Annotated in this window: 24 protein-coding genes; 20 read left to right on the forward strand and 4 right to left on the reverse strand. The window is 47.2% G+C overall.

All coding sequences use genetic code 11. The features are described from left to right. Positions 1 to 15 precede the first annotated feature (15 nt). Positions 16 to 1,161, reverse strand: coding sequence for a sensor histidine kinase (locus C8J48_RS02890; protein ID WP_170105094.1), 1,146 nt, complete (start codon positions 1,159 to 1,161; stop codon positions 16 to 18). 165 nt (positions 1,162 to 1,326) lie between these two features. On the opposite strand from C8J48_RS02890, the gene C8J48_RS02895 reads away from it, so the two are divergent. From C8J48_RS02895 to C8J48_RS02970, 16 genes are all read left to right on the forward strand, one after another. After that, positions 1,327 to 1,785, forward strand: a complete 459-nt coding sequence (locus tag C8J48_RS02895) for a hypothetical protein (RefSeq protein WP_107724868.1) — start codon at positions 1,327 to 1,329, stop codon at positions 1,783 to 1,785. A 314-nt stretch (positions 1,786 to 2,099) separates the two neighbouring features. Next, on the forward strand, positions 2,100 to 3,626 hold the full coding sequence (gene nikA / locus C8J48_RS02900) for a nickel ABC transporter substrate-binding protein (protein ID WP_107724869.1): 1,527 nt from the start codon (positions 2,100 to 2,102) through the stop codon (positions 3,624 to 3,626). Continuing rightward, the gene (nikB, locus tag C8J48_RS02905) at positions 3,627 to 4,571 is read left to right on the forward strand and encodes a nickel ABC transporter permease (protein ID WP_107724870.1); all 945 of its coding nucleotides are present in this window, start codon (positions 3,627 to 3,629) and stop codon (positions 4,569 to 4,571) included. Continuing rightward, positions 4,571 to 5,419 carry a nickel transporter permease gene (gene nikC / locus C8J48_RS02910; RefSeq protein ID WP_107724871.1) on the forward strand — a complete coding sequence of 283 codons (849 nt, stop codon included), beginning with the start codon at positions 4,571 to 4,573 and terminating at the stop codon, positions 5,417 to 5,419. The genes nikB and nikC overlap by 1 nt, the downstream gene beginning before the upstream one ends. Then, positions 5,416 to 6,216, forward strand: a complete 801-nt coding sequence (locus C8J48_RS02915; RefSeq protein WP_342748215.1) for an ABC transporter ATP-binding protein — start codon at positions 5,416 to 5,418, stop codon at positions 6,214 to 6,216. The genes nikC and C8J48_RS02915 overlap by 4 nt, the downstream gene beginning before the upstream one ends. After that, complete coding sequence (locus C8J48_RS02920; protein ID WP_107724872.1) at positions 6,213 to 6,977, forward strand: ABC transporter ATP-binding protein; 765 nt, start codon at positions 6,213 to 6,215, stop codon at positions 6,975 to 6,977. Before C8J48_RS02915 ends, C8J48_RS02920 begins: the two co-directional genes overlap by 4 nt. Positions 6,978 to 7,261: 284 nt before the next feature. Then, positions 7,262 to 7,963: a FadR/GntR family transcriptional regulator gene (locus C8J48_RS02925; protein ID WP_107724873.1), complete on the forward strand. Its 702-nt coding sequence runs from the start codon at positions 7,262 to 7,264 to the stop codon at positions 7,961 to 7,963. A 236-nt stretch (positions 7,964 to 8,199) separates the two neighbouring features. After that, positions 8,200 to 9,132: a 5-dehydro-4-deoxyglucarate dehydratase gene (gene kdgD, locus C8J48_RS02930; protein WP_107724874.1), complete on the forward strand. Its 933-nt coding sequence runs from the start codon at positions 8,200 to 8,202 to the stop codon at positions 9,130 to 9,132. 18 nt (positions 9,133 to 9,150) lie between these two features. Further along, positions 9,151 to 10,596: an alpha-ketoglutaric semialdehyde dehydrogenase GucD gene (gene gucD / locus C8J48_RS02935; RefSeq protein ID WP_107724875.1), complete on the forward strand. Its 1,446-nt coding sequence runs from the start codon at positions 9,151 to 9,153 to the stop codon at positions 10,594 to 10,596. Between the two features lie 169 nt (positions 10,597 to 10,765). Further along, on the forward strand, positions 10,766 to 11,779 hold the full coding sequence (locus C8J48_RS02940; RefSeq protein WP_107724876.1) for a mannonate dehydratase: 1,014 nt from the start codon (positions 10,766 to 10,768) through the stop codon (positions 11,777 to 11,779). Between the two features lie 27 nt (positions 11,780 to 11,806). Continuing rightward, the gene (locus C8J48_RS02945; RefSeq protein ID WP_107724877.1) at positions 11,807 to 13,150 is read left to right on the forward strand and encodes an MFS transporter; all 1,344 of its coding nucleotides are present in this window, start codon (positions 11,807 to 11,809) and stop codon (positions 13,148 to 13,150) included. A 23-nt stretch (positions 13,151 to 13,173) separates the two neighbouring features. After that, complete coding sequence (gudD, locus tag C8J48_RS02950) at positions 13,174 to 14,514, forward strand: glucarate dehydratase (RefSeq protein WP_107724878.1); 1,341 nt, start codon at positions 13,174 to 13,176, stop codon at positions 14,512 to 14,514. A gap of 22 nt (positions 14,515 to 14,536) precedes the next feature. Then, positions 14,537 to 16,072, forward strand: a complete 1,536-nt coding sequence (gene garD / locus C8J48_RS02955; RefSeq protein ID WP_425430466.1) for a galactarate dehydratase — start codon at positions 14,537 to 14,539, stop codon at positions 16,070 to 16,072. A 475-nt stretch (positions 16,073 to 16,547) separates the two neighbouring features. After that, positions 16,548 to 17,918 (forward strand): dipeptidase, encoded by a 1,371-nt coding sequence (locus tag C8J48_RS02960; protein ID WP_211316584.1) that lies wholly within the window; start codon positions 16,548 to 16,550, stop codon positions 17,916 to 17,918. A 108-nt stretch (positions 17,919 to 18,026) separates the two neighbouring features. Continuing rightward, positions 18,027 to 18,848 carry an undecaprenyl-diphosphate phosphatase gene (locus C8J48_RS02965; RefSeq protein ID WP_107724881.1) on the forward strand — a complete coding sequence of 274 codons (822 nt, stop codon included), beginning with the start codon at positions 18,027 to 18,029 and terminating at the stop codon, positions 18,846 to 18,848. A 179-nt stretch (positions 18,849 to 19,027) separates the two neighbouring features. Then, positions 19,028 to 19,852: a squalene/phytoene synthase family protein gene (locus tag C8J48_RS02970; protein ID WP_107724882.1), complete on the forward strand. Its 825-nt coding sequence runs from the start codon at positions 19,028 to 19,030 to the stop codon at positions 19,850 to 19,852. Positions 19,853 to 19,946: 94 nt separating this feature from the next. Here the strand turns inward: C8J48_RS02970 and C8J48_RS02975 are convergent, their stop codons facing one another. Further along, the gene (locus tag C8J48_RS02975; RefSeq protein ID WP_107724883.1) at positions 19,947 to 20,300 is read right to left on the reverse strand and encodes a group I truncated hemoglobin; all 354 of its coding nucleotides are present in this window, start codon (positions 20,298 to 20,300) and stop codon (positions 19,947 to 19,949) included. A gap of 213 nt (positions 20,301 to 20,513) precedes the next feature. Between C8J48_RS02975 and C8J48_RS02980 the strand changes: the two genes are divergently transcribed. Continuing rightward, complete coding sequence (locus tag C8J48_RS02980) at positions 20,514 to 21,431, forward strand: ROK family protein (protein ID WP_107724884.1); 918 nt, start codon at positions 20,514 to 20,516, stop codon at positions 21,429 to 21,431. Positions 21,432 to 21,490: 59 nt separating this feature from the next. Continuing rightward, positions 21,491 to 22,447, forward strand: a complete 957-nt coding sequence (gene manA, locus C8J48_RS02985) for a mannose-6-phosphate isomerase, class I (RefSeq protein ID WP_107724885.1) — start codon at positions 21,491 to 21,493, stop codon at positions 22,445 to 22,447. A 112-nt stretch (positions 22,448 to 22,559) separates the two neighbouring features. On the opposite strand, the gene C8J48_RS02990 is transcribed toward manA, so the two are convergent. Both C8J48_RS02990 and C8J48_RS02995 read right to left on the reverse strand, forming a co-directional pair. Then, the gene (locus C8J48_RS02990) at positions 22,560 to 22,739 is read right to left on the reverse strand and encodes a hypothetical protein (RefSeq protein WP_107724886.1); all 180 of its coding nucleotides are present in this window, start codon (positions 22,737 to 22,739) and stop codon (positions 22,560 to 22,562) included. After that, positions 22,723 to 24,030, reverse strand: a complete 1,308-nt coding sequence (locus C8J48_RS02995; RefSeq protein ID WP_170105096.1) for a helix-turn-helix domain-containing protein — start codon at positions 24,028 to 24,030, stop codon at positions 22,723 to 22,725. Before C8J48_RS02995 ends, C8J48_RS02990 begins: the two co-directional genes overlap by 17 nt. Positions 24,031 to 24,464: 434 nt before the next feature. Here C8J48_RS02995 and C8J48_RS03000 point away from each other — a divergent pair, with 434 nt between their 5' ends. After that, the gene (locus C8J48_RS03000) at positions 24,465 to 24,725 is read left to right on the forward strand and encodes a hypothetical protein (RefSeq protein WP_107724888.1); all 261 of its coding nucleotides are present in this window, start codon (positions 24,465 to 24,467) and stop codon (positions 24,723 to 24,725) included. Between the two features lie 146 nt (positions 24,726 to 24,871). Then, complete coding sequence (locus C8J48_RS03005; RefSeq protein ID WP_107724889.1) at positions 24,872 to 26,764, forward strand: 3'-5' exonuclease; 1,893 nt, start codon at positions 24,872 to 24,874, stop codon at positions 26,762 to 26,764. The last annotated feature ends 16 nt before the right edge of the window (positions 26,765 to 26,780 follow it).

Genomic DNA, 26,780 nt, shown 5'->3' on the forward strand with positions numbered 1-26,780 from the left:
CCCCTTCTCTAACCGCTAGGATTCAAGTGGAATAACGGCTTCTATCTTTAAGCCATGTGGCGAATTTGGCGTAAATTGAATGCTTCCGCCGACTGCTTTGCATCGTTCCATCATTCCGCCTAAACCAAATCCAATCGTTAACGTCTTTTCACTACTGAAATGTCCGTCATCGCTGATGATCAACTTCACATGTTTATTTTTCTCTTCCAAATAAATGTGAACCTGGTTCGCATCTGCATGTTTAAGGATATTGGTTAGCGCCTCTTGCAAGACTCGATAAAGGATAACACTCCGTTCTACCGGCCACTCACTGAGGGGGCCGATTTCTTTGTATTTCATTTGTAAGCGTGAATTGGCCTTTACCTGGGATACCAGACCTTTCAGCGCAATCGGGCCAAGGCCTTTTTCATCTTCTGACCATTCTCTTACAGCAAGCCGTACTTCCTCCATGCCTGTGCGAGCGACTTTCAGCAGTTCATCGACATTGTTTGTAGCGGTGACTGGATCGTTTGGAATCATCAGCTTCAAGGCTTGTAGTTGCACAATGAGTGAGGTCATCTGATGTCCAAGCCCATCGTGAATTTCACGTGCCAGTCTGGTCCGTTCCGTCAACGCTGCATAGCCCATCGCCTGGATCGAGGTTTGTTGCAATTCCGAATAGGCTGCATTTAATTGCGCAAGCTGTTTTTGATTCGTTTGATGGGCAAGACGAAGCAAGCTTTGGTTTCTAACGGCGAAATACATCAAGACAGCGGCAAACAGCGCACCTACAGAAAGCTGGTCGATCATCATCATGACAAAAATGAGCATCACCGTGATTACCGCGAGGGGATTGGTTGTGTGGCTCCACTTAGGCTCTGCTATACCCAGTAGATATAACAGCGGCCAGAAAATGCGATGATCCGGGTAGTCCGGGAATATCAAGCGAATGATACCCACCACGATGGCAAGGGTGCAAACGACAAAAATATATCGCTTCTGATTCCACCATGATTGGTGCCTTACTATGATGAAAAGGTAACCGACCATAAAGCTGAAGTGAATAAGGAGAACGGGGATATCTTGAAACGGATTGTCAGGAAGAAACAAAACAAACAAGAGAATGATAAAGGTGAGATGGACACCATCGAAACCGCGCGAGTGAAAGATGGATTTTTTCATCATTTTATTCCTTCAATTGGTTGGTTTTCATCATTATATCAAGTCGATCCGCCTTAATCATCTATCGATCGATAGAGGCATTGCGCAAAAATCAACCTCAGATAGACGAAAAGGGAATTGCATCGTGATACTTTTGATATGCAACCGAGAAAGGGAGGAATTTCGATGGAAATAGCCAACGGAGAAGATGTCACAAAGAAAAGAAAACGGAGACAGAAATGGAATGTTATCGTTCAGTTGATAAAAAAACGATGGCCCTCTTTGGTGGCGCTGGCCATCGCTGCTACAGGACTGCCAGCTTCCGCGGACCCGATGTCGATGATTCTTGTTATCGCTGCACTGGTATATCCGATTTCAGGCGCCATTCGCGGCCACCTTCGCGGCGTCCGTACAATCTTGATCCAAACGATCGCCTTTCTCCTTTTTGCTACGATCGCATTGGTAGCCTTGTACGTCGATCGAGAAATCGGATTGATCCTATTGGCAGCCGGTTATCTCGGCCACTCAGTCTGGGATCTTGTCCACCATCGGACTGGAATGATGGTCCTGCGAGGGTATGCGGAGTTTTGTGCTGTCTTCGATTTTCTTATTGCAGTCGTTCTTCTGGCTCCGCTCTTGCAGTAACATACAATTGAAGGCACACCAAGTGGTAGGCATCATTTCACTTAATAAAAAGACGATACGCATCCCAACGTGGGTACGCGAATCGTCTTTTTTTGGCCATATTATTGAGAGTAATTTCGATCTAATTGTTATGCACAAGCGATGTGGTAAGCGTGTTTGCACCTTAAATATGCTTTTATTTGGGATAAATACATTTCATCTCAATCGAACAGTTGTCTTTCAACTTTCAACAAATCGTAATGATATTGATTTACAACGATAAATTCATATGCTATCATTACCCTCAACGACATCTGTCATGGTGGGGGAAGAGGATGAAAAGAGAATACAAATTAGGGTTGGTTCTACTTCTATCGATTGTTGTTTTAACCGCTTGCTCTGTTGGCTCTGGTGACGAACGAGGGGGAGAGAAAGAGGTAAACCTCCTTTTTAATTTTGCGACCCATTCACTCGATCCCAATGTGGATTCCAGCTATGTACCGTTACGTGCCGGGGTTACGGAAACTTTGGTTCGTTTGAATGATGAAAAGTTGGAAATTGAGCCGTGGCTGGCGGAAAGCTGGGACAGTGAGGACGGGAAAGAGTGGACGATTCAGCTGCGGGATGGGGTTACCTTTCATAACGGAAAGCCGATGGATGGAAAAGCGGTAAAAGCATCACTGGAGCGGGCGATGAATGATAATGTCGCCATCAAAAATGCACTGCGGATTGAGTCGATCGAAGTGGATGGAAATACGCTACATATCAAAACAAAAGGGTATTTTCCGGAATTTCCGTCTGAATTGGTTAGTCCCTATACTTCGATTATCGATGTAACGGAGACGGATTTTGTCAATCGGCCGATTGGGACGGGGCCTTTTGCGGTTACGTCTTTTACACCAGGCAGTGTGGTAAAGCTGAAACGTTATGACGATTATTGGGATGGTCCAGCAAAGCTGAAATCTGCACAATTTTCCTTTAATGAAGATGCTAATGCCCGCTCTCTTGCGTTGGAATCCGGTAGCGCCGATATTGTCTTTCGACCGGAGGTGGAGAGCGTTCCCCATCTGGAGGAGCTGGAGGGGATCACGGTAGAGTCCACCTCTACTTTTCGTGTACACCAGTTGACAATGAACCTCCAACGAAAAGCGTTGCAAGATGTCAATGTGCGTAAGGCGGTAGACGCTTTATTGGATCGGCAATCGATTGTGGATACGATTTTACACGGACATGCGGAAGTGGCAGAAGGGCCATTTATGCCTTCATTCTCCTTTGCACCGGACTATTCGAAGAAAGAGCGCGGACCGGAAGCGGCACGAACCTATCTGAAGAAGGCGGGATACACGGAAAAGAACGGGGTGATGCAAAAAGACGGGAAGCCGCTTCGTTTTACCTTGCTTACCTATGGTTCCCGTGCGGATTTGCCGCTGATTGCGCAAGTGTTTCAATCGGATGCGAAAAAACTGGGCATCCAAGTGGAGATTCGTCAGATTGAAATTCCAGAGGAGTATATGGCCGCCAATCGAGACTGGGATTTAACTACGTATAGTAATTTGACGGCGCCGCGCGGGGATGCAGGTTATTATCTAAACGCAACATACCATCCGGACGGAGCCTTAAACTTTAGCGGTGCCGATGATGATAAATTGACCGCTCTCTTGGACGAGTTAAATGTAACCGTCGATCCGAAGGAGCGAGCATTGCTGTCGGAAGAAATCGCTCAATATGTGGATCAAAAAGTGCTTAATTCATTTGTGTTATATCCCCATACCTTGGTGGCCTATAACGCGGATAAAGTGAAAAACTGGGTGACGACCCGCAGTGAGTACTATATGTTGACGAATGAGTTGGATGTGAACTAAATGCTTCGTATTATTGGAAGGCGATTTCTGGAGGTTGCTCTTTTTCTCCTGGTTGTGACCTTTGTCAGTTTTCTTTTTATGCGACTTGCTCCAGGAGATCCAGTGTTATCGATTCTGCGAGTGGATGATGTCTCGGTGACCACCCAACAAATCGAGGAGCTGCGGGAGGAACTGGGGTTTAATGATTCGTTGCTGGTGCAATATGGGCATTGGCTAATTCAGTTTGTGCAACTGGATTTTGGACGTTCCTATATAACCAACCAACCGGTGCTGGATACGATTTTAGCCAGCCTTCCGGCAACCATTGAGTTAACGATTGGATCGTTGTTGGTCATGCTGTGTGTGGCGATTCCCCTCGGCTCTTTGGCTGCGTTATACCGAAACCGTTGGATTGACCAGGTGAGTCGAGGCGTGTCCTTATTTGGTGCAGCCGTGCCTAGCTTTTGGTTGGGGCTCATCTTGATCGATTGGTTTGCGGTGCGTTGGAATCTCCTTCCGCCCATGGGCAGGGAGGGGCTTTTTTCCGCTATACTGCCGTCGTTGACACTGGGACTGGCTATATCTAGTGTCTATGTGCGGTTGCTGCGTTCCAGTTTGCTTGATTCCTTGAGTCAGGAATTTATACGGGCGGCCCGATCAAGGGGATTATCAGAGGGACGAATCTTTTTTGCCCACGCTTTTCGCCACAGCCTTCCGCCGGTGATCACCGTTTTTGGTGTTAGCCTCGGTAGCTTGATTGGCGGGGTTGTGGTGATCGAGGTGATTTTCGCCTATCCAGGTATCGGTAAGTTGGTGGTGGACGCCATCCGACAACGTGATTACCCGATGATTCAAGGCTATATCTTTGTGATGGCGGTGATTATTTTTGTCGTTAATAGCGGGGTCGATTTATCCTATCGCTATTTAAATCCGGAGTTGCGGCTGAAGGAAAGGAAGGGAAGCTGATGGAGCTCGTCTTAGCAAAAAAACGGCAGCCAAGCAAGAAACACTGGAAAAAGGCAGCTTTACTTACGGTGCTTGCTTTTCTGCTGGCAGTTGTGATTTACACCTTCCTTATACTGAAGCATGATCCCACACTGGTCGATATGGCTGCCAAAATGGAACCCATGAGCTGGGAACACCCATTGGGTACGGATCATCTGGGGCGGGATGTGTTGACACGGCTGTTGCTCGGCGGGCAACTAACGGTGGGTTACAGTTTTCTGGCGCTGGTGCTCGCCGTTGTTATCGGTGTTCCCTTTGGGGTGTTTGCCGGGTATAAAGGGGGCTTGATCGATCGTACATTTATGCGCATCGGCGATACGTTTTTAGCGTTTCCCGATACGATTGTGGCCATTGTGCTGAGTGGTCTCTTAGGGCCAGGCATCGGCAATCTGTTGCTGGCGATTGTGGCGGTAAAATGGGTCGGCTATGCCAGGCTCGTACGTAGCACCGTGATCAACGAGTGTCAAAAAGACTACATCACTATCGCTAAAATTAACGGTCTCGGTTCCGGCGGGATTATGAGGAAGCATTTGTTTCCCCATATCATCGGGAATGTGTTGGTCCTTGCCAGCCTTGATCTCGGGAAGATTATTTTGCTGATCTCTTCCCTCTCCTATATTGGGTTGGGGGCACAGCCGCCTGTACCGGAGTGGGGAGCGATGCTTAATGACGCTCGCCCCTATTTTCGTGCCAATCCGTCCTTGTTGGTGTATCCGGGATTGGCGATTGTGATGGTTGTTTTTATCTCAAATATAATCGGAGATTCCTTACGTGATCGATTTGATGTGAAAAAGGAGATACAACCGTGAGCATTTTAGCCGTCAGGCAATTGTCCGTCTGGGGAAAAGAGAAGCGGATCGTCGATTCGATCTCCTTTGATATTCACCAGGGAGAATGGTTTGCGCTTGTGGGACAGAGCGGTAGCGGCAAAAGCGTAACCGCTGCGGCCATTGGACAGCTTTTGCCGCCAAATCTGTACGCCACTGGGGATGTTCGTTACCGTGACAAAAATATAGTAACCCTCTCCGAAACCGCCATACGCCAGCTCCGTGGAAAACGTCTCTCGTATATTTTTCAGGATTATCAGGGCTCGTTTACGCCGTTTCTGACGATTGGGCGTCATTTTGAGGAGTATCAGCGGACCCATCTCAATCTCTCAAGAGCAGCCCGGAAACAACAGGCGGAGGAAGCCCTTCGTTCCGTTGGCCTGTCAGAACAACTGTACAATCGATACCCCTTTCAACTGAGCGGTGGCCAGCTTCAGCGGGTATCGATTGCCATCGCCCTGCTGTTGAAGCCGGATATTCTGGTGGCGGATGAGCCGACCACCGCTTTGGACAGTGTCTCTTCATTTCAGATTTTACAACTGTTATCCCGACTACAGGATGAAACCGGATGTGCAATTTTGTTTATCACCCATGATTTGCGCCATGTGAAGAAGTACGCCGACCAGATCGCCGTCATGAATGAAGGGGCCATCGTAGAAAGCGGAGCGGCAAAAAAGATCCTGGGTAATCCGAGCCATCCCTATACACGGACGCTGATTCGCTCAATGCCAACCTTGGTTCAACGGGATGCGCTAACCCCTGAGGGGGTGTTGCCATGACCCTGTTGGAGGCGGAAAATATCTATAAAACCGTTGATAAGGACATCTCGGTGCTTCAAGACGTCAGTTTTTCCTTGCAGGAGAGGGCGTGTCTCGGCCTGGTAGGAGAGAGCGGTTGCGGCAAGAGTACACTTGCCCGCTGCCTTTTACAGATTGACGCCATCGATCAGGGACGGATACTGTTTAAAGGGACTCCTCTTCATTACAAAAGCGAGCGACAGCTAAAACCATACCGTCGACACATTCAAGCGGTCTTTCAAAATCCCACTGCTGCGTTAAATCCAAAGCTGAAAATCAAAGATTCACTTTTAGACCCCTATCTGCATTATAGGAATCAGGTTGAATTTAAACACTTTCATGCAACCAATAGCCGGAAGTTTGTCGCACAATTGTTGGAAGCGGTCGAGCTGCCGGCAGACTTAGGCAACCGCTATCCCCATGAGCTGAGCGGCGGGCAAAAGCAACGTGTGACCATCGCTCGGGCTATCAGTATTGAACCGGCAGTAATTATCTTAGATGAACCGACGGCCAGCCTGGATGTTTTGTCGCAAGAATCGGTGCTCCGCTTGCTGGATGGATTGCGAGAGCAATTGGGGGTTTCGTATCTTTTTATTTCACACGATTTGGCGGCGGTTTATTCCATGAGTACCTCAATCATGGTGATGCGCCAAGGGATGATTGTGGATCAGTTTGATAAAGAAGACCTCTTCGCTCCAGATCGTCATCCATACACCCGGGAGCTGATTGCTATGTTTGAGTGATTGGTAAAGGGGATATGGGTGAAAGGAAATGGTAGCCAACCGACGTAGTTTAGGTCTGGATCCTTGTGATTAAAAAATAAAACCCCTGAACTCAATCCAGGGGTTTTTGTTATGGGGAACGGGGGAAAATGGGTGATCGGCCAACTTTTTATCCTTTCCTACACTGCTGCATTAGTGACAGGAACAGGGAAAGTCAACCGCATATGTTCATGACTTTTGATTGTTATTTCATAAAATTTGTCTTACAATATTATTGGCAAATCATTTTGGAGAAGAGGGGTTTAATGGAAGGGGAAAAGGGGAGGCCATCCATTCAGTCGGTCAAACGAAATACATTATCCAAACAAGTTATTGAACATATCCTTCAATTATTGATCAATGGTCAATTGAAGCCTGGAGATAAGCTCCCTTCTGAAATGGAATTGATGGAACAACTTGAGGTGAGCAGACCGGTTTTACGTGAAGCGATGAGCTCCTTGGAAACCATGGGAGTCATTACCCGTAAGACAAGGGAAGGCACCTTTTTTAACAATAAAATTGGGAGCAAGCCATTTTCTGTTATGCTGGCCTTGTCAATGGATAATTTACCGGCCATCATCGAGGCGAGAATGATTTTGGAATTGGGACTGGTAACAACAGCTGCCGAAAAAATAACGGATGAAGAGCTCGCCAAATTAAAAGAGACGATCGACCGCATCGCGGAAAGCAAGGACAACAATTATGGAGAATGGGATAAAGAATTTCATCGCATCATTGCTTACAGTGCAGATAATCCTGTAGTAGAAGGAATGATTGACGCCCTGCTGATTGCCCATAGCAAAACTGATAGTTTGATCACGTACCGTGAGCGCGATCTCACCGTGGAGTACCATTCGGCGATTTACGAGGCACTGGCCAAACGGGATCCGCATGAAGCGTTTAGCCAAATGTATCGTCATCTTCGTTATGTGCGGGAAAAAATCTTAAAAACCCATTCCCCTGAGTAATCGATGTCCACTAATAAGCCTGTCTGAGAACGATCAGAGGGCTTTTTATTTTTGCAACGAAATTCAAACTTAATCAAAAATTATATTGTCTTATCATCCTATTTGTCTTACAATATGATTTAAGAAATCGCTTACAGAAGGAGGGGTCGAAGGCTTTTGCTTCAAGAGGCTGATACAGTCCTTATGCACCTAGAAAGCCCTATCTGTCGGAAAAAACAAGGTGAGGAGAGAGCCTGATGACAACTGAAAAGCGAGTGTTTCCTCATGGTATCCACGGTTTTCCGGTCGCTCCGTTTACTGCGGAGGGAAAGTTGGATATGGATGCACTCGAGAGAACGATTACGTTTTTAATCGAAGAAGGGTTGCAGTCGATCTTCATTGCCTGTGGTTCAAGTGAATTTCACGCGGTAAGTACCCATGAATATAAGGAAATGCTGGAAACGGCAGTATCGGTTGCCGATGGTAGAGTTCCCGTTTATTCGGGGGTGGGAGGCAATATCTCGCATGCGTTGGAGTTGGGAACCATCTCTGCACAAGTAGGAGTGGATGGTTATCTGATTCTTCCCCCGTATTTGGTTCAGGGTGAACAGGAGGGGCTCTACCATTACTTTAAAATGATTGCTACAAATACGGATTTAGACGCAATCATTTACCAACGGGACAATGCCGTTTTTCAAGTAGAGACCGTAATGAATTTAGCAGAAATTCCCCAAATCATCGGGTTTAAAGACGGTTATGGCAATGTAGAACGAAATATCGAACTGACACAGACGATCGGCGACCGCTTGGAATGGTTTAACGGCATGCCCTTTGCCGAAATTACCATGCCGGTTTACCATGCGTTGGGGTATCGTTCCTATTCATCCGCAATGTCCAATTATCTTCCTCATATCTCGCGATTATTTTATCAGGCACTTTTAAACGGCGATCAAAAACGGCTCTCGCAACTTTATCGAGAAGTGATTTTACCGATTAACCGCATTCGCAAACAACGAAACGGATATGCGGTCGCCTTGATCAAAGCGGGAATGGAGATTGTGGGATTGCCGGTGGGCAAAACGGTTCGCCCACCGCTTACCGTTGTGGAACCCGAACATTATGCGGAATTGGAGACGATTATTCAACATGCATTGGAAAACTTTCCGAAAGAGGAAGCGTTGACTGAATAGGAATGGGGAGGGGACGTTATGGACTCGTTTAAAAATTTCATCGATGGAAACTGGATCGCCTCTTCTAGCAGGGAAACGGTATCCAGTATCAATCCTGCCAATCAAGCGGTGGTAGGAACGGTTCAACACTCCACACAAGCGGATGTAGAGCAAGCGGTACGTGCAGCCAAAAAAGCGCAGGTGAACTGGAGAAGTCTATCTGGCCCCGCACGTGGTCAATTCTTGTACCAAGTGGCTACTATTATGGAATCACACCTAGCTGAAATTGCAGAAACGATGACGCAGGAAATGGGAAAAACCTTGCCGGAGGCCAAAGGGGAGACTGCTCGTGGTATCGCTCTCCTTCGTTATTATGCGACTGAGGGGATGCATAAGGTAGGGGACGTGATCCCTTCTACTGACTCGGAAGCGTTAATGTTTACCACTCGCGTTCCACTGGGTGTGGTGGGAGTGATTACACCTTGGAATTTCCCGGTGGCCATTCCCATATGGAAAATGGCGCCGGCGTTGATCTACGGCAATACTGTGGTGATTAAGCCAGCGAGTGAAGCGGCGGTTACCTGTGCCAAAGTGATGGAATGTTTTGCAGAGGCACACCTTCCGGCGGGAGTTTTCAATATGGTAACCGGATCAGGCTCCGTTGTCGGGCAGGGGATTGTTGAGCACCCGGATGTGAACGGAATTACATTTACGGGTTCCAATGAAGTTGGAAAGCGAATCGGACAGACGGCATTGGCACGGGGAGCGAAATATCAGCTTGAAATGGGTGGAAAAAACCCTGTCATTGTGCTGGATGATGCGGATCTCGATTTGGCGGTGAGAGAGACGATCAGTGGCGGCTTACGTTCCACCGGTCAAAAATGTACCGCTACCAGCCGTGTAATCATTCAGAGTGGAGTTTATGATGCCTTTAAAGAAAAGTTACTGGAAAAAATAAACGAAATTACGGTTGGAAACGGCTTACACGAAAACGTATGGATGGGCCCTTGTGCCAGCGAAAGTCAGTTTAAGACAGTGCTGCGCTATATTGAATTGGGCAAAGAAGAAGGAGCGACGCTCCTGGCCGGTGGTGGCCGCTACACCGAGGAAGGCTGTGAAAAAGGATATTTTGTAAAGCCTACGGTGTTTGAGTATGTGACCCAGGAGATGACGATTGCCCGTGAGGAAATTTTTGGCCCTGTGCTGGCGCTGATGAAAGTAAATTCACTTAAAGAAGCACTAGAAGTGGCCAATGATGCCGAGTTTGGATTAAGTGCCTCGATCTTTACGACGAATATCGGCTATATGCTATCTTTCATCGAACAGATGGATGCGGGTCTTGTGCGGGTGAATGCCGAAACGGCAGGGGTGGAATTGCAAGCCCCATTCGGTGGGATGAAACAGTCCAGCTCCCATTCCCGTGAGCAAGGAAAGGCTGCGATTGAGTTTTTTACAGCGACAAAAACCGTCTTTGTTAAAGGGTGAAAATCCCAAGGTGAGTGGGTGTGGTTCACAGGCGGGGATACCTTCAGTGCGGGGGTGTAAACGGAGGTATCCCACTTTAATCGCTTTGATGAAAGCGTTTACCAAATGAGATATTCCCACTTTGGGCACGAGAGTCTCGCTATTGGGAAGAGAGAGGGAGGGATCGAGCATGATGAGAGTATCGATTACCTCGTATACGGTTGACTTGACGGACGGTGATTTAAGGCAGCTAAGCCAATTGGGCGTCGATTGCATCGATTTTGGAAAGGGATCTGCCTTTCCAGGTGTAAAAGAGCAAGGTTATCCCGATTTGGATGAGTTGTTGCGATTAAAGCGTAGACTCCGTTCTTTCGGCCTTGATATCAACCGCGTCACGCTACCGGATTTAACGACGAAGTTTATGCAAAATGAACCGGGAAGTGAGCAAGAGCTGGAGAATGCGGTCCAGGCAATGAAAGTGTTTGGCGAGGCGGGGATTCCCATTGCCAGACAACGGTTTGAAGGGGATACCTTTCCCCATTTGACCAAAAAATATCGTGCCATCCATCGAGGGGGCGCGATTGCCCGCGGTGAAAGCCTCGGCTTTGTCACCGAAGTGGGGCCGAAGCGAACGCAGGAGGAGCATGAACAGTATTGGCAACGATTTTGTGAAGCATATCAACGTTTGGTGCCGATGGCTGAAGAGGCGGGTGTATTATTGGGTATGCACCCTTCCGATGTCCCCCATCCAGATACCCCCTTTGGCGGGTTAGGCTTTCACCGGATCATCGACACCTTCCCCAGTAAAAATGTCGGTTATGTGTACTGTGTCGGTACAAGAGCCGAAGAGGGCGGAAGTGCACTGGTATTAGACGAGATTAATCATTACGGGAGAAAAGGAAAGTTATTTCTTGTCCATTTTCGCAATGTTCGCGGAAGCCTACCAACCGCCGGCGCTTTTGAAGAAGCGCTCTTGGATGACGGTGATATGAACATGTTTAAAATCTTACTGGAGCTGCGCAAGGTGGGCTTCAGCGGTTGTTTAAATCCAGACCACGTTCCCATCTTGGAAGGGGTTACTCCCGAGCCAAATGCGAGTTGGCCCCATACATGCATTCAATGGAGCTATCACAACATCGGGTATGTCTATTCGATTGGATATATTAAAGCACTTTTGGCCGCATTGGTTGAATTTGAGAGATAAAGACAAATACCGAGGAGGGGAAAAGGAATGGCGAGCAAACATGAGGCGGTTCACGCGCCGTTACAAAAAACCAATGTGCGCTATCTGATTTTAGCGGTATTGTTTGTAACGACCGCCATCAACTATATCGATCGGACCGCTCTTGGTATTGCGGCTCCTGCTATGCAAGACGATCTATATCTCGATGCGGTAAAGTTGGGATTTGCTTTTTCCGCTTTTAATTGGGCCTACACCTTTCTACAAATTCCCAGCGGATGGTTGCTGGATCGGTTTGAGGCGCGAATAGTTTATGGTATCGGGTTGTTTGTATGGTCGTTGTTCACCTTTTTTCAAGGGTTTGCAGTCGGTTTTGTCTCCCTTTTTCTGATGAGATTTATTGTTGGACTTGCCGAAGCCCCTTCCTTTCCCGGAAATAGCCGCATCACAACCATGTGGTTTCCCCAACATGAACGGGGGCGTGCGGTAGCGTTCTATAATTCCTCGCAGTACTTCGGCTTAGCATTGTTTACTCCTATATTGGCGTGGGTGCTGCAAACCTTTGGCTGGCAAGCGGTCTTCTACTCCGCCGGCTTGGCTGGGATTATTATGTCGTTCTTTTGGTTTAAACTGATCCGCGATCCTAAAAGCCACCCTCGTACCAACCAAGCGGAAATCGATTATATCCAACAAGGCGGGGGTCTGGCGGATGTCGGGGATAAAAAGCATAAAATCAAATGGTCTCACGTTCGTCTCCTATTAACCAACCGACAAATGATCGGGATCTATATTGCGCAGTTTTCAATGAATACAATCGTTTGGTTCTTCTTGACATGGTTTCCCACTTATCTGGTAGAAGAAAAGAATATGACGATCCTCAAAGCGGGTTTTATGGCGTCGTTGCCCTATATGGGGGCATTTGTGGGTGGGTTGATCGGGGGATATTTATCGGATTGGTTGCTAAAACAGGGCAAGTCATTAGCCGTAGCCCGTAAAACACCAATCATCATCGGTTTTATTCTTTCCAGCTCCATCATCTTTGCAAACTATACTTCTTCAGCGGGGCTGATTATCATCATTATGTCGGTTGCGTTTTTTGCTAAGGGAATGGCTGGGCTTACTTGGACCCTTGTCGGCGATATGTCACCGAAAGAGATTATCGGGCTGAGTGGCGGAATCTTTAATACCTTCGGCAACCTAGCCGGTATTGTTACACCGATTGTGGTCGGTTTTATTTTGAGCCAGACGCAATCCTTTGCCGGAGCGCTTATGTTTATTGCGGTGATGCTCATTATCGGAGCACTATCCTATCTGTTTATCGTAAACAAGGTGGAAAGAATAGAGCTACCACAGGAATTGGCGGGTAACCAAACCGGATTGACCAAAAATAGTTGAACCATGATGCAAGTGGAGGGATGATGAATATGAATCATACCGGCACACCTGTCATCACCAATATGCAAGTGATTCCCGTGGCTGGCCGCGACAGTATGCTGCTCAATCTCAGCGGAGCCCATGCCCCGTTTTTTACGCGCAATATTGTGATTCTTACCGATAACTCCGGCAATACAGGAGTTGGGGAGGTACCCGGAGGTGAAAAGATACGAAAGATCCTGGAGGAAGCCCACCCCTTGGTAATCGGACAATCGATCGGTCGCTATCGCAATATTTTAAATCGGGTGCGAACCACTTTTGCGGATCGTGATGCACACGGGCGCGGGGTGCAAACCTTTGATTTGCGCGTTACGATCCATGCCGTTACTGCGTTGGAAGCAGCTTTGCTCGATCTTTTGGGCCAGTTTCTCCATGTACCTGTGGCGGCTTTACTGGGAGAGGGGCAGCAGCGTGATGATGTTAAAATGTTGGGTTATCTGTTTTATATCGGGGATCGCAGTCAAACGGACCTTCCCTATGTAAAAGATTCCAATGCGAAGGATGATTGGCTTCGCTTGCGACATGAAAAAGCTTTGACCCCTGAAGCGATTGTCCGTCTGGCGGAAGCGGCGTATGATCGGTATGGATTTCAGGACTTTAAGCTAAAAGGTGGCGTTCTTCGTGGAGAAGAAGAGATGGAGGCGGTAACAGCCCTCGCCGAGCAATTTCCCGATGCTCGGATTACGCTTGATCCCAACGGGGCCTGGTCATTGCAAGAAGCGATCAGCCTGTGCCGAAATATGCAGTTTGTCCTCGCTTATGCCGAAGATCCGTGCGGTGCTGAAAACGGCTATTCCGGACGCGAAGTGATGGCGGAATTCCGGCGAGCAACGGGTATCCCCACGGCGACCAACATGATTGCCACGGATTGGCGCCAAATGGGGCATGCCATCCAGTTGCACGCCGTCGATATCCCGCTGGCCGATCCGCATTTTTGGACGATGCAGGGCTCTATCCGAGTTGCACAGATGTGTCATGAATGGGGACTGACATGGGGGTCTCATTCCAATAATCACTTTGACATTTCCTTGGCGATGTTTACCCATGTAGCGGCTGCAGCGCCAGGGGAGATTACGGCGATAGATACCCACTGGATTTGGCAGGATGGGCAGCGATTGACGAAAGAACCCTTACGGATTATTGACGGAGCGGTAACGGTTCCTGACAAACCGGGCCTTGGAGTGGAAGTGGATAGGGCTCAGCTTGAAAAAGCGCATCAACTCTATCTGCAAATGGATCTTCACACGCGCGATGACGCCAAAGCGATGCAGTATATCATCCCAAATTGGAAGTTTGATCCCAAGCGTCCTTGTCTGGTTCGTTAAGATTTTTAATTGAAAGGAAGTGATAACGTTGCCGGAAAAACAAAGAGATACCCCCCTTTACATTAAGGTGCATACCAACGACAATGTCGGGGTTATTGTCAATGCGGGAGGATTGCCTGAAGGAACCCTCTTTCCATGCGGCCTAAAGTTAAAAGAATCGATTCCCCAAGGCCATAAGGTGGCTTTGACGGACTTGGATCGAGGTGATCCCATTATCCGTTATAACGAAGTAATCGGATATGCGGAAAGCCCAATCGAAAAAGGAAAATGGGTGAAAGAAGCAGTAATCAAGTTACCGACCTCTCCTCGTTTGGATGAATTGCCGCTTGCAAATCGTGTTCCAAAGCCCCTTCCTCCTCTTGAAGGCTATACTTTTGCAGGGTATCGAAACGAAGATGGAAGTGTTGGAACAAAAAATATCCTGGGAATTACCACCAGTGTCCAATGTGTGGTGGGTGTGCTCGATTTTGCGGTTAAGCGAATCAAGGAAGAACTGCTCCCCAAATATCCCAATGTAGACGATGTCGTAGCTTTTAACCATAACTATGGTTGTGGTGTCGCTATCCATGCGCCGGAAGCCGTCATACCGATCCGCACGATCCAACACTTGGCCGCTCATCCCAACTTTGGCGGGGAGGCCATGGTCGTAGGTTTGGGTTGTGAAAAACTGCTTCCGCAACGATTGGTACCGGACGGGGATCCAGCAAGCATCGTTTCGTTGCAGGAACAGCCGGGTTTTATGCCGATGATTCAATCCATTATGAATATGGCTGAGGAGCGATTGAGCAAATTAAATCGGCGGCGACGGGAGCCTTGTCCCTTATCCGGATTAGTGGTTGGTCTGCAATGCGGGGGAAGCGATGCATTTTCCGGCGTTACGGCCAATCCGGCGGTTGGTTATGCGGCGGATCTGCTGGTACGAGCGGGGGCGACGGTTTTATTTTCAGAAGTGACCGAAGTGCGGGATGCTGTCCATTTATTAACGCCACGCACGGTAGACGAAGAAGTGGGTCGTGCCTTGATTCGTGAGATGAAGTGGTATGACGATTACTTACAACGGGGCGAGGTGGACCGAAGTGCAAACCCGTCACCGGGCAATAAAAAAGGCGGATTGTCCAATGTGGTGGAAAAGTCGCTTGGTTCGATTGTGAAATCCGGCAACAGTCCAATTGTCCAGGTGTTATCCCCTGGAGAAAAGGCGACAAAACGAGGTTTGATTTTTGCGGCGACACCGGCGAGTGATTTTGTATGTGGAACCTTACAATTGGCTGCCGGTATGAATATGCATGTGTTTACGACTGGAAGAGGGACGCCGTACGGATTGGCGATGGCACCGGTGATCAAAGTGTCAACCCGAACCGCATTGACAGAGCAATGGCATGATCTAATCGATGTCAACGCTGGTCGCATTGCAACGGGTGATGCCACCATTGAAGAGATCGGGTGGGAAATTTTCCATCTTATCTTGGATGTTGCAAGCGGCAGAAAAAAAACATGGGTCGAATATTGGGGGTTGCACAACGATCTCTGCCTATTTAATCCGGCTCCGTTGACATAAGAGTTAAAGACGATCCCGTCCGAATTGTAGCGAAGGGATCGTCTTTTCGATTAGAAGAGAATGAAGAGGTGTATGTATTTCTATGTCGCTTACATCGTTACTCAGGCAGACGCCACCGGGACCCCAGAGGGCAGGTGTGCCAAAGTAGAGCGAAGCCGGGTGAAGGACTAGAGTAGGGGCTAAAATTAACAATGAACCATTGGACAGCGTTTCATTGTTTCATCGATAATAGAATGGGAGGTGCCTATGACAAACACCCTAGAACACACATTGCCGGATCGTGTCGTAAAGTGGATGGTTGATTCGGTTAACTCTTCTGACGGACAAATTGATCCGAGAGCGTTTGGATGCCTATATGATCCGTTTGTTGGAACGAGTGGTACAACGATAACAACTAGTAACAAAAAAATCAATCGGAATGAAGTTAACTGCCGATTCAGACTAACTTGGGCAAATGTTTAGGAGGGATTGCATCTTGTCAGACAGATGGAAAGAGTATTTACGTGAGAATCAAGATCGTTATTTGGCGGAGCTCGTAGAACTCCTTCGTATCCCAAGCGTTTCAACCGATCCGGCTTATCAAGAAGAGGTACGTCGAGCGGCGGTATGGGTTGCCAACCGGATGCGTCAAGCGGGTATTGCAGATGCGCAGGTTATGGAAACCGATGGTCATCCCGTCGTATACGGGGAGTGGATGAAGGCAGAGGATAAGCCGACGCTGTTGATCTACGGTCACTATGATGTGCAGCCCGCCGATCCGCTTGAAGAGTGGAGCTCGCCTCCATTTGAACCTCGTATTAAAAATGGACGGGTATATGCTAGGGGCGCTTCCGATATGAAGGGAAACATCTTGCTTCCCATTATCGCCTGTGAGGCATTACTGGCAACGACGGGAACTCTTCCGGTTAATGTGAAGTTTTTATTTGAAGGAGAAGAGGAGACCGGCAGTCCATCGTTGGAGGCGTTTATTGCAAAACATCGTCAACAACTAGCGTGCGATTTAGTCGTGATTGCCGATGGGGGTGTCGGCTCGGAAGAAGAGCCGGTGGTAACAACCGCAAGGCGCGGGATGGCTAGCTTACAGCTCAAGGTGAAGAGCGCCGATACGGATATGCATTCGGGGTTTGGTGGCGGCCTGGCACCCAATGCGATTCATGCTTTAACGCAAATATTGGATTCGATGAGGGACGCAGAGGGACGGATTCTTGTCGATGGTTTTTATGATGAGGTTCGTCCGTTAACGTCCGCGGAACGGGAGAAAATTGCTGCATTCCCCCTCCATTTGGACGAATTTAAAACCAATACAGGAATTGAAGATTTTTTTGGTGAACCGGAATACACCCCACAGGAACGAGTGACGGCTAGGCCGACATTAGATGTAAACGGGGTTTGGGGCGGATACCAAGGGGAGGGTACTAAGACAGTCATCCCCTGTGAAGCATATGCGAAAATTACTTGTAGACTGGTACCGGATCAAAAACCGGAGCAGATCTGTCACCATTTGCAGCTGCACATCGAACAACATGCCCCTAAACATGTGAAGGTAACCGTGGAAATGGGACCAGGTGCCGATCCTTATCGCCTTCCAGATGACCATCCGGGCTTGTTTGCGCTTGAGCGGGTATTGGAAGAGGTATCGGGAAACCCGGTAAAGCGGCGCTGGGAAGGAAGCACAGTACCTGTGAAAAGTGTTTTTAAGCGGATCTTAGCGGCTGAGTCTGTAACGCTTGGGGGATCACAAGGGGACCGGACACACGCCCCCAATGAATTTTACCGCTTAAACAACTTTGAGCGTATTCAAAAAGCGTTTTGTCTGTTTTTTTATGAGTATGGGTCAAGAGATTGATCCGTTTTTAGATCGGAATACCTATTGTCCTTTCTCCCGGCATCCAATATGGTGAAAATAATGATGCAGTAAAGAATGCGAAACAACAGAGGAAGGATGACAAGATCATTGGAACAATGGTTGGAAATATTGAAATTTCTGGTGCTGGGTCTAATACAAGGTGTGACGGAACCGATTCCGGTCTCTTCCAGTGGTCATCTCTTAATTTTTTATCACTTTTTTGGACTGGGGATTGAAGGGAATAGCAGTTTAGGATTTGCAGTGTTGGTCAACTTTGCTTCCCTTCTATCTGTGTTGATCATTTACCGCAAAGACTTGGCCCGTCTCGGGGCGAACAGCATCTCGTATCTAAAAGACCGCAACCCTGAACAAAAAGCGGATTTCCGTTTTATTCTGTTTATCATCTTGGGTTCAGTTCCGGCGGCAGTACTGGGATTACTCTTTAATGACGTCATCGAGGAAGAGTTGACCGGTGTAAAAATGATCGGTATCTCCCTCTTTGTGACCGCAATCGCCTTATGGGTGATCCGCAACCTTCGTGGTCGGAAAAATGATGGGGAACTAAGTGTCAAAGATGCATTGTTGATCGGTTTAGGACAAGCTTGCGCCTTGATTCCCGGAATTAGCCGATCCGGTGCAACGATTGTGGTTGCGATGCTGATCGGGCTACAACGGGAAACGGCCCTTCGTTATTCGTTTTTACTCTACATCCCGGTAAGCCTAGGCGGGATGATTCTAGAAGGCGAAGCGATTATGCAGATCATGAGTGATCCGGATATGTTTCTCCCCTACTTGGTTGCATTTATCGCCGCTTTGGTCGCTTCTTATTTTGCCTTGAAATGGTTTATGCACGTGATGAAACAAGGCAACTTGGTGATTTTTTCGGTCTACTGTCTGGCTGTCAGTGTATTGATCTTCATTTTTGCTTAATGATAAAAAACAGCGGTCCTGATAGGGGCTGCTGTTTTTTATGGGTTGATTGATGTGGTATATTGGTTTACGAAAATCTCTTGATTAAGAGGGAAAGAAGTTTCGATTGCCTTGAATTTTGGCATCACCCTCGGTGTAGGGTAAAATGGAAAAAAGATCAATTGGAGGCTAAGCCCAGGATGAGTAAATCAACGAAGCGGAATCAGGATGCAATGGACATCCTCCGTGCTACCAGCCGGACCTTCTTTATTCCCATCAGCCGCTTGCCGTCCGGTTTAAAAGAAGCCGTGGCGTCTGCCTATCTCTGCATGCGGGCGATTGATGAGATCGAAGATCATCCAGAACTTCCGGCTGAAGCGAAAGCGAGTCTGTTGCGTTCGATCAGTGAAGTTTTGCAACAACCATTTCAGGAGGATGCGTTACTTGCACCGATGAAGCCATACCAATCCCTGTTGCCGGAAGTAACACTGCGGATGGGCGAGTGGAGTAGACTCGCGCCGGAATCCGTCCAAGTGGCTGTATACAGCAGAACGGCAACAATGGCGGAAGGGATGGCCGGTTGGGCGTTAAAAGGGTGGAACGTTCAGACGGAGGAGGATTTGGACGATTACACGTTTTATGTGGCCGGGTTGGTCGGGCTGTTATTGAACGATTTATGGAAGTGGTATGACGGCACCGATGCGGATGAAGAGCTGGCCGTCGGTTACGGCCGGGGATTGCAGGCGGTCAATATCATCCGCAACCGGGACGAGGATCTTGCTCGTGGCAAGGTGGATTATTACCCTAATGGCTGGGAGGCGGAGGATATGTTTGCCTATGCCCGTCGTAATCTAGCGATGGCGGATGAATATACCAACCGTATTCAATCAAAACCGGTGCTCGACTTTTGCAAGATCCCGCTTACCCTCGCCCATGGGACCTTACGCGCAATCGAAGCAGGTGAAACAAAACTGAGTCGGTTTGCAGTGAAAGAGTTGGTGCGGAAGGTGACGGGACAGGGTTGAAAGGGTTTTTCAGCAAAACAGCCACTCATAGATGGAGTGGCTGTTTTGCTGAAAACTTGATTGATCATCGGGAATTTGCGAATATAAGTAAATTTTATTTATAGACAACATGGGGCTTAACTCCCCGCATAAATGCTTCCATCTTTGCGCGGATCTCCAGTGGGACATCAAATTTTCTTAAGGCTCCGGTCAGATGGCGAATCGTGATCTCATATTCTTGGTCGGTAATATTCAGCCCTTTGTGCGCCAGGCTTAATTTACGACCGTTGTAAACTTGTGGCCCCCCCATCGCATACGTTACCAAAAAATACATCTGGTGCATACGAAGTTTATCAGTATCCGTGTTTATAAAATGGTGGTTGACTCTGGGGTCCTGGATCATCCGATCGTAAAACTCGTTGACTACTGCTGAAATTGCTTCATCTCCCAACAACTCATACAACGACATATCGTGCAGTTTGAATCCCCCCTTTTTATATCCTTTTGAATATTATACATGCAAAAAGAGGGGGATTGGCGCAGAAGTTAAAGATCTCTCCAAGATCGAGGGAACCAAATAGAACCATTTTTGTCGCATACGATTGACAGTGTCTTTGTCCTTAAGTACGATATTTCAAGGAGTAATTACAAGAAAATTCAGATGGGAAGGAAAATGCACCGAATGAATAAACAACGAGTAGGCGGATTGGAAGCCGGTGGTACAAAAATGGTTTGTGCCATTGGAGACGGCAATGGGCGAATAGTCGAACGCAGCTCTTTTGCGACAACGACACCGGAAGAGACAGTGCCTCAGATCCTGCAATTTTTTAAAGCACACGCGATCGCCGCTCTTGGTGTTGGCTGTTTTGGACCGATTGAGCTGAGAGAAACTCATCACGATTATGGAAAAATCCTACATACACCCAAAATTCCGTGGGTGAGATATCCTATATTTGAAACGTTGAAAAAAGGGTTACAGGTTCCAATTGCACTTACCACCGATGTAAATGCGGCTGTGATTGGTGAGACGAGGAAAGGAGCCGCACAAGGAGTCGATAGCTGTCTCTATATCACCGTAGGAACGGGAATCGGTGCAGGAGCGATCATCAACGGCAAACTATTGGCAGGCTTTTCTCATCCTGAGATGGGGCATATTTCTGTAAAACGACATGGATCGGATACATTTCAGGGAAACTGCCCCTATCACAGCGATTGCTTGGAAGGGCTTGCTTCTGGAACTGCGATTGAGGCGCGTTTTCAAGCGCCGGCAGCCTCCCTTTCTTCCCGACAAGAGGTTTGGAAAATGGAAGCGCATTATTTGGCAGAGGCGATTGCCCAGTACATCCTCATCCTGATGCCAAAACGAATTATCATCGGTGGAGGAGTGATGAAGCAAGCGCACTTATTTCCGCTGATACGGAAAGAGGTGAGCCAACGAATGGCTGGATACGTCGATATTGATTCATTTGATCTTGATTCGTATATTAGCCCTCCTTCGCTCGGAGATGATGCGGGGATTACCGGAAGTCTCCTTCTCGCGGAAGATGTGTATCAATCCTTCAAATATAAACATCATGAAGCGTTGAAAAAGGGATGGTGATTCCGTGCAACCTCTCTCGATGGGAATCTCCAATGTCGAATCGATAGGGGGAGAGAAGGATGGAAAAAGCGCCTTTATTTTTTGAACCCATTTTTAAGGAGCGGATCTGGGGAGGTTGTAAATTAGAAGCTTTTGGATATCGACTTCCTTTTGAACACACAGGGGAATGTTGGGCGATCTCAGCCCATGTCAATGGTGTCAGTAATATACGCACTGGCCCATTTAAGGGGCGCACACTGATAGACTTATGGCGAAATGAGAGGCATTTATTTGGCCATCCGAAGGAGCAAGAATTCCCGCTGCTGGTAAAAATCTTGGATGCGCAGGAGGATCTATCAGTCCAAGTACATCCCGATGATGAACAAGCACAGCAGTTAGAAAAAGATGAGGCTTATGGAAAGTCGGAGTGTTGGTATGTGATTGAAGCGGAAGAAGGAGCAGAGTTAATTTTAGGCCATACTGCGCAGACGAAAGAGGCGTTTGTAGAATGTGTCAAAAAAAGTCAATGGGATCGATTACTTCGAAAAGTCCCGATAAGACAAGGTGATTTTTTTTACGTTCCCAGTGGAACGATTCATGCGATTGGAAAAGGGGCGGTCATCCTTGAGATCCAACAGAGTTCAGATACGACTTATCGCATGTATGATTTTGATCGGATCGATAAAAACGGTGAAAAAAGAGAGCTCCATCTCGATCAAGCATTGACTGTCTCGCTGATCCCGCATCACTCCCCCGACCAGGAGGAAAAAACGATTGAGCAACATTCCGCAGGAAAATTGCGGCGTCTTGTAACGACTTCCTATTTTACCGTCTACCATTCCGCTATAAATGGAATGTTCACTTATCGTATTGATGCCGATTATTTGCTTGCTAGTGTCATCAAAGGGGAAGGGTATTATGATGCCGACGATGGAGTAGTAGCCCCAGTAAAAAAGGGGGATCATTTTCTCATCCCCCATGCCGTGGAATCATTTCGAATGAAGGGTGAGATGGAGTTGATTCTAAGCCATCCCTGAAGTAAATATTAACTTCCGATACCGTACTATTATCGGTAGTTAGGGGATGAAGTAAAAAAGAACCCGAGCTGTCGCTTGAAGCGGGCTCGGGTTTGAAGTGGTTTTAGAATCCTTAGAAGGGACGAGGGTTTTCTTCTCCTGGTCTAGGGTTTTCTCCCCCTGGTCCTGGGTTTTCACCTACAGGGTAGTAGCCATTGGCTGCTTGTACATCCGAAGTAGATATGACCCATAGACCGGAGAAAAGCAAGGCAATTACGGCTGCAAAAGCAACCAATTTAGATTGCTGTTTCATCTAAAATTTCCTCCTCGTTCAAACGGAGATTTTGTTGGACCAGATACATACTTCGCGAGTATTTTAAAAACTCCTTCTCATTCACTCCATCCCAGCAATTTGCTAGATGATACAAAGCGAGATGTTCATTCTTTTTGTAGTTGTATTTTCTGGAAAGGTCTAATGCCACTTCAAACTCCTTAATAGCGTCTTCTCTTTCTCCGGTAGATTTCAAGAGGGTTCCTTTAATAATCAATGCTTTTATAAGCCGAGGAGCGTCGTTATGTTTTTTGGCATTTTGAATCGCTTGATCAATATAATAGAAAGACTTTTCGACATTATCTTTTTTCATATACAAAACACTTAGTCGTGAATAAAGGTTCGTCAAGGAGTTTTTGTTGACGTTATCCAGTTTACTTATGAGACTTAAAGAATGGTTGAAACAAAATTCTGCTTGATCCAGTTCATTTCTTTTCAAATGAGAGTTTCCAATTACCATCCACAAAACGAAGGAAGAGTAATAAACTTTATTAAGAGTGGCTAGCTCTTCTCCTTCATACGCATACTTAATCGCTTCGTCCAACATTCCCATACGTCGTGAAATATCAGAGCGCAACCAATAAAATGTTAATCTAACTTCAACATCATCAATTTTGGACAGGGAATCCCAAACTTCCTGTACAATATTCATACTCTCGGTCAATCGGCCCAATCGCTCCAAGTAGATGGCTTTATTTCGCAGTGTTGACCAAATGATATAGGAGCGTTCCCCGTTTTCAGCATATGCAGAGATAGCGCTATCCGTATATTGTAATGCTTTGTCAATGTTGTTTACGCGATAACATACATAACCTAAAGCGTGAAAAGAAACAGCTTCAATATTGGACGATTGATTTCCGGATGCAGCAGCCAATTGAATCGCGCGATGGAAACTACGTTCGGCCCGATTCCATTTTTCTTTTTCAATGAAACACCGCCCCAGTAAATAATGGTGCAATGAGGACAGTATGTGTTTTTCCTCCAGTTCAATGGTGTTTAGCAACTTTAATGCTTCATTGATTTGATCTGACATCAGCAGGGACTCCACCGCTCGAAACTTCCGCTTTAACTCCTCCAGGTTGGTTCGTTCCTGAATCATTAACTCCGGAATTTTCTCTAAACTGAGGTCAAGCTTTTTTAAGAGGTACATCGCTTTATCTTGGCTGACATGGGGAACGCCGCGTTCAATGTTGCTGATGGTGGCAGGGGAGATGTTGTCATCCGCCAAGTCTTCCAGGCGTAGGCCCCGTTCCTTACGAGCTTTGCGAATCACTTCACCCAGTTCGTGAATCTCCATCGTTAGCATCTGCATCCACCTTTCTACCAATCTCGAAGATTTATCATTATTTTATACTAAAATAACGATAAATGGAATAATACATTGCGTGTGTTTTTATATCTTTGTGAGAAAAGGCTTAGGGGCCGTTGTGAGCGCTTTCTTTGGTTTCGCTTTTAATGATAATTTATCCAAAAAAACGGATCGGATCTTACTTCGTGTAAACAGATGCTGAAATAAAAATCTTTCCCCACCGTCTATTAAAATATAGGACTAAACATTTGTTTACAGTCGAATGGACCTAGATTGAGTCCGAAAATCTTAGGTCGGTTGAATCATGTAATTCGGTCTTTTTCCGGGGGAGGATTTTTGCATAAACCTTTATAATTGAATATTGAACTGATTATTTTTAACCAGTGGGGGAATGCAAATTGAGTCAATTTCGATGGATAGATCGGAATGAAGCGATTGAGCGAGTAGCGACTTATGTGCGCAGAGGATTTAATCTGACCGATTCCATCGACCGAATGTTGGAGGAAGGGCGATACTCAAACGGGGAAGGGATCAGCGAATTGCAGCGGAAGCGCTTAGAAGCCGATGTGCAGCGGTTTCTGGAGGAACAGCAGGAAGTGCAGGAGCAAAAACAGGAAAAAGAGGAATACGTCCCTGCTTGGATTCGCCTCCGTCGATAATGTTAGCGAAAGAGAGCCACGTGCGACTGACCAACGCATGGGGCTCTTTTTTTACCGAATAAGGATTTTTCATGTTTGGTGTAGAAGTATTATTTGCTGGTTGGAATAATTTTATCATCCTACGGATTAAGGAGGAATACTACAGCATGGCTGTCACAATCCCAGAAACGATTCCTCGCAAGGCAACCGCCGGAGAGGCGCTGTTGTTTCGTACGTTAAAACGATATCTGCCGGAAGAGTATGTGGTTTATTATGAGCCGGATATCCAAGGGTGGCGGCCGGATTTTGTCATAATCGGTCCCGATCTGGGATTGCTTGTATTGGAAGTGAAGGATTACACCCCGAACACGTTAGTGGCGATCAATCCGGATCAATGGACGATTCGCAACGGTTCCGGGGAAGAGACGGCCGTTGTCTCCCCTTTGAAGCAAGCTCGCGACTATGCGTTTCGCATGGCTGACAAGTTGAAAAAGGATCGCGATTTGGTACGGACGGAAGGGAAACATCGGTTTAAGCTAAAGTTTCCCTATGGGTATGGCGTTGTCTTTACTCGGTTGACCAAGGCTGATTTGGCTAGACGAGAATTGTTGACCGTGATTGATCCTAAGCTGGCGCTGACGCGGGAGGAGATCGATCCCGAAAGGGAGACGTTTTCGGAGATTTTGTTGAAACAGAAACTTGCACGAATGTTTACGGTATCCTTCACCTTGGAGGAACCCCTTACGCCCTTAGACATTCAGCGGATTCGGTTTCACTTGTTTCCGGAAGTACGAATCAGCGGTAAAAGTAAAAAGGTACAATATCAGGAATATGTACTCCTTTCTCTCGATGATCTACAAACGATGGATTTGCATCAGGAGAATTTGGCCAAGCAGATCGGGGATAAACACCGTCTGATCCGGGGAGTGGCCGGCAGTGGAAAAACGTTGATTCTGGCAAGCCGGGCGGCACTCTTAGCCAAGGAAAACCCGGATTGGAACATTCTCGTGCTCTGTTATAACATCTCTCTTTCCCGCTTTATTGCTGATATGGTGGAACAAAAGTTAAACCAATCGGAGAGTTTGTTCGATTTTGTGGCGGAGGGGGAGGAGATCCAAACCGTTCAACAAAAACATAACATTACAGTGCGCCATTTTCATGATTGGTTAAATCGTGATTTAAAGATAAAATCAGAGGAAGAGATTCCAACCACATTGCAGGAGTGGGAGGCGGGTAAACGCTCCTTTCCTCTATATGATGCGATCTTAATCGATGAAGGACAGGATTTTACACCGGAGTGGCTGGGATTGGTAACCCGACTGCTCAACCCGGATACCCAGTCACTTTTAATCGTGGAAGATCGGGCGCAAACGATTTACTCTCGCCGGCGCAGTTTGCGTAAGGATATCGGCCTTGATTTCCGCGGCCGTTCCCGTGTGCTGACGATCAACTACCGCAATACGGCTCCCATCGTCCGTTTGGCTTGGGATTTTTACCGTCAACACGCTTCCATGGAAAATGCGACGTCAGATGAAGAGATGGAAGTGATTGAACCGCAAAGCTCCTTACGAAGCGGGCCGCAACCTTTTCTGCAACGATTTGCCAATATGGAAGAAGAGATGGCTTATGTGGCAAAACAGATGAAAGTGTTGCATCGACAACGGAATGTGGCATGGTCAGAGATGTTGCTCTTGTACCGGGTAAAGAGCTATGCGGGACTGGATACGATGAATACGATCCGGCGAGGATTGGCCCGGGAGGGGATTCCGTTTTATTGGATGACGGAAAACGCTCAATCCAAACGCGCTTTTTCACCGCGAGAAAATCAAGTGACGGTTAGTACGATCGACAGCAGCAAAGGATTGGATTATAAAGCCGTTTTTGTCGTCAATACAGATCGGCTTCCGTTCCCGAAGGAAGAGAACATCGAGCGGGAAGTTTCTCTTCTCTATATCGCCATGACGCGAGCCAAGAAATATCTATCGATAACCTGGTCGGGCGAATCAGAATTTACTAGATGGCTGGAGCAAGTCGAATCGAAGGATGTCGTGAAGCAGTAGTGGAAAAGATGAGGAG

It is taken from the genome of Desmospora activa DSM 45169, assembly GCF_003046315.1.
GTDB lineage: Bacteria > Bacillota > Bacilli > Thermoactinomycetales > DSM-45169 > Desmospora > Desmospora activa.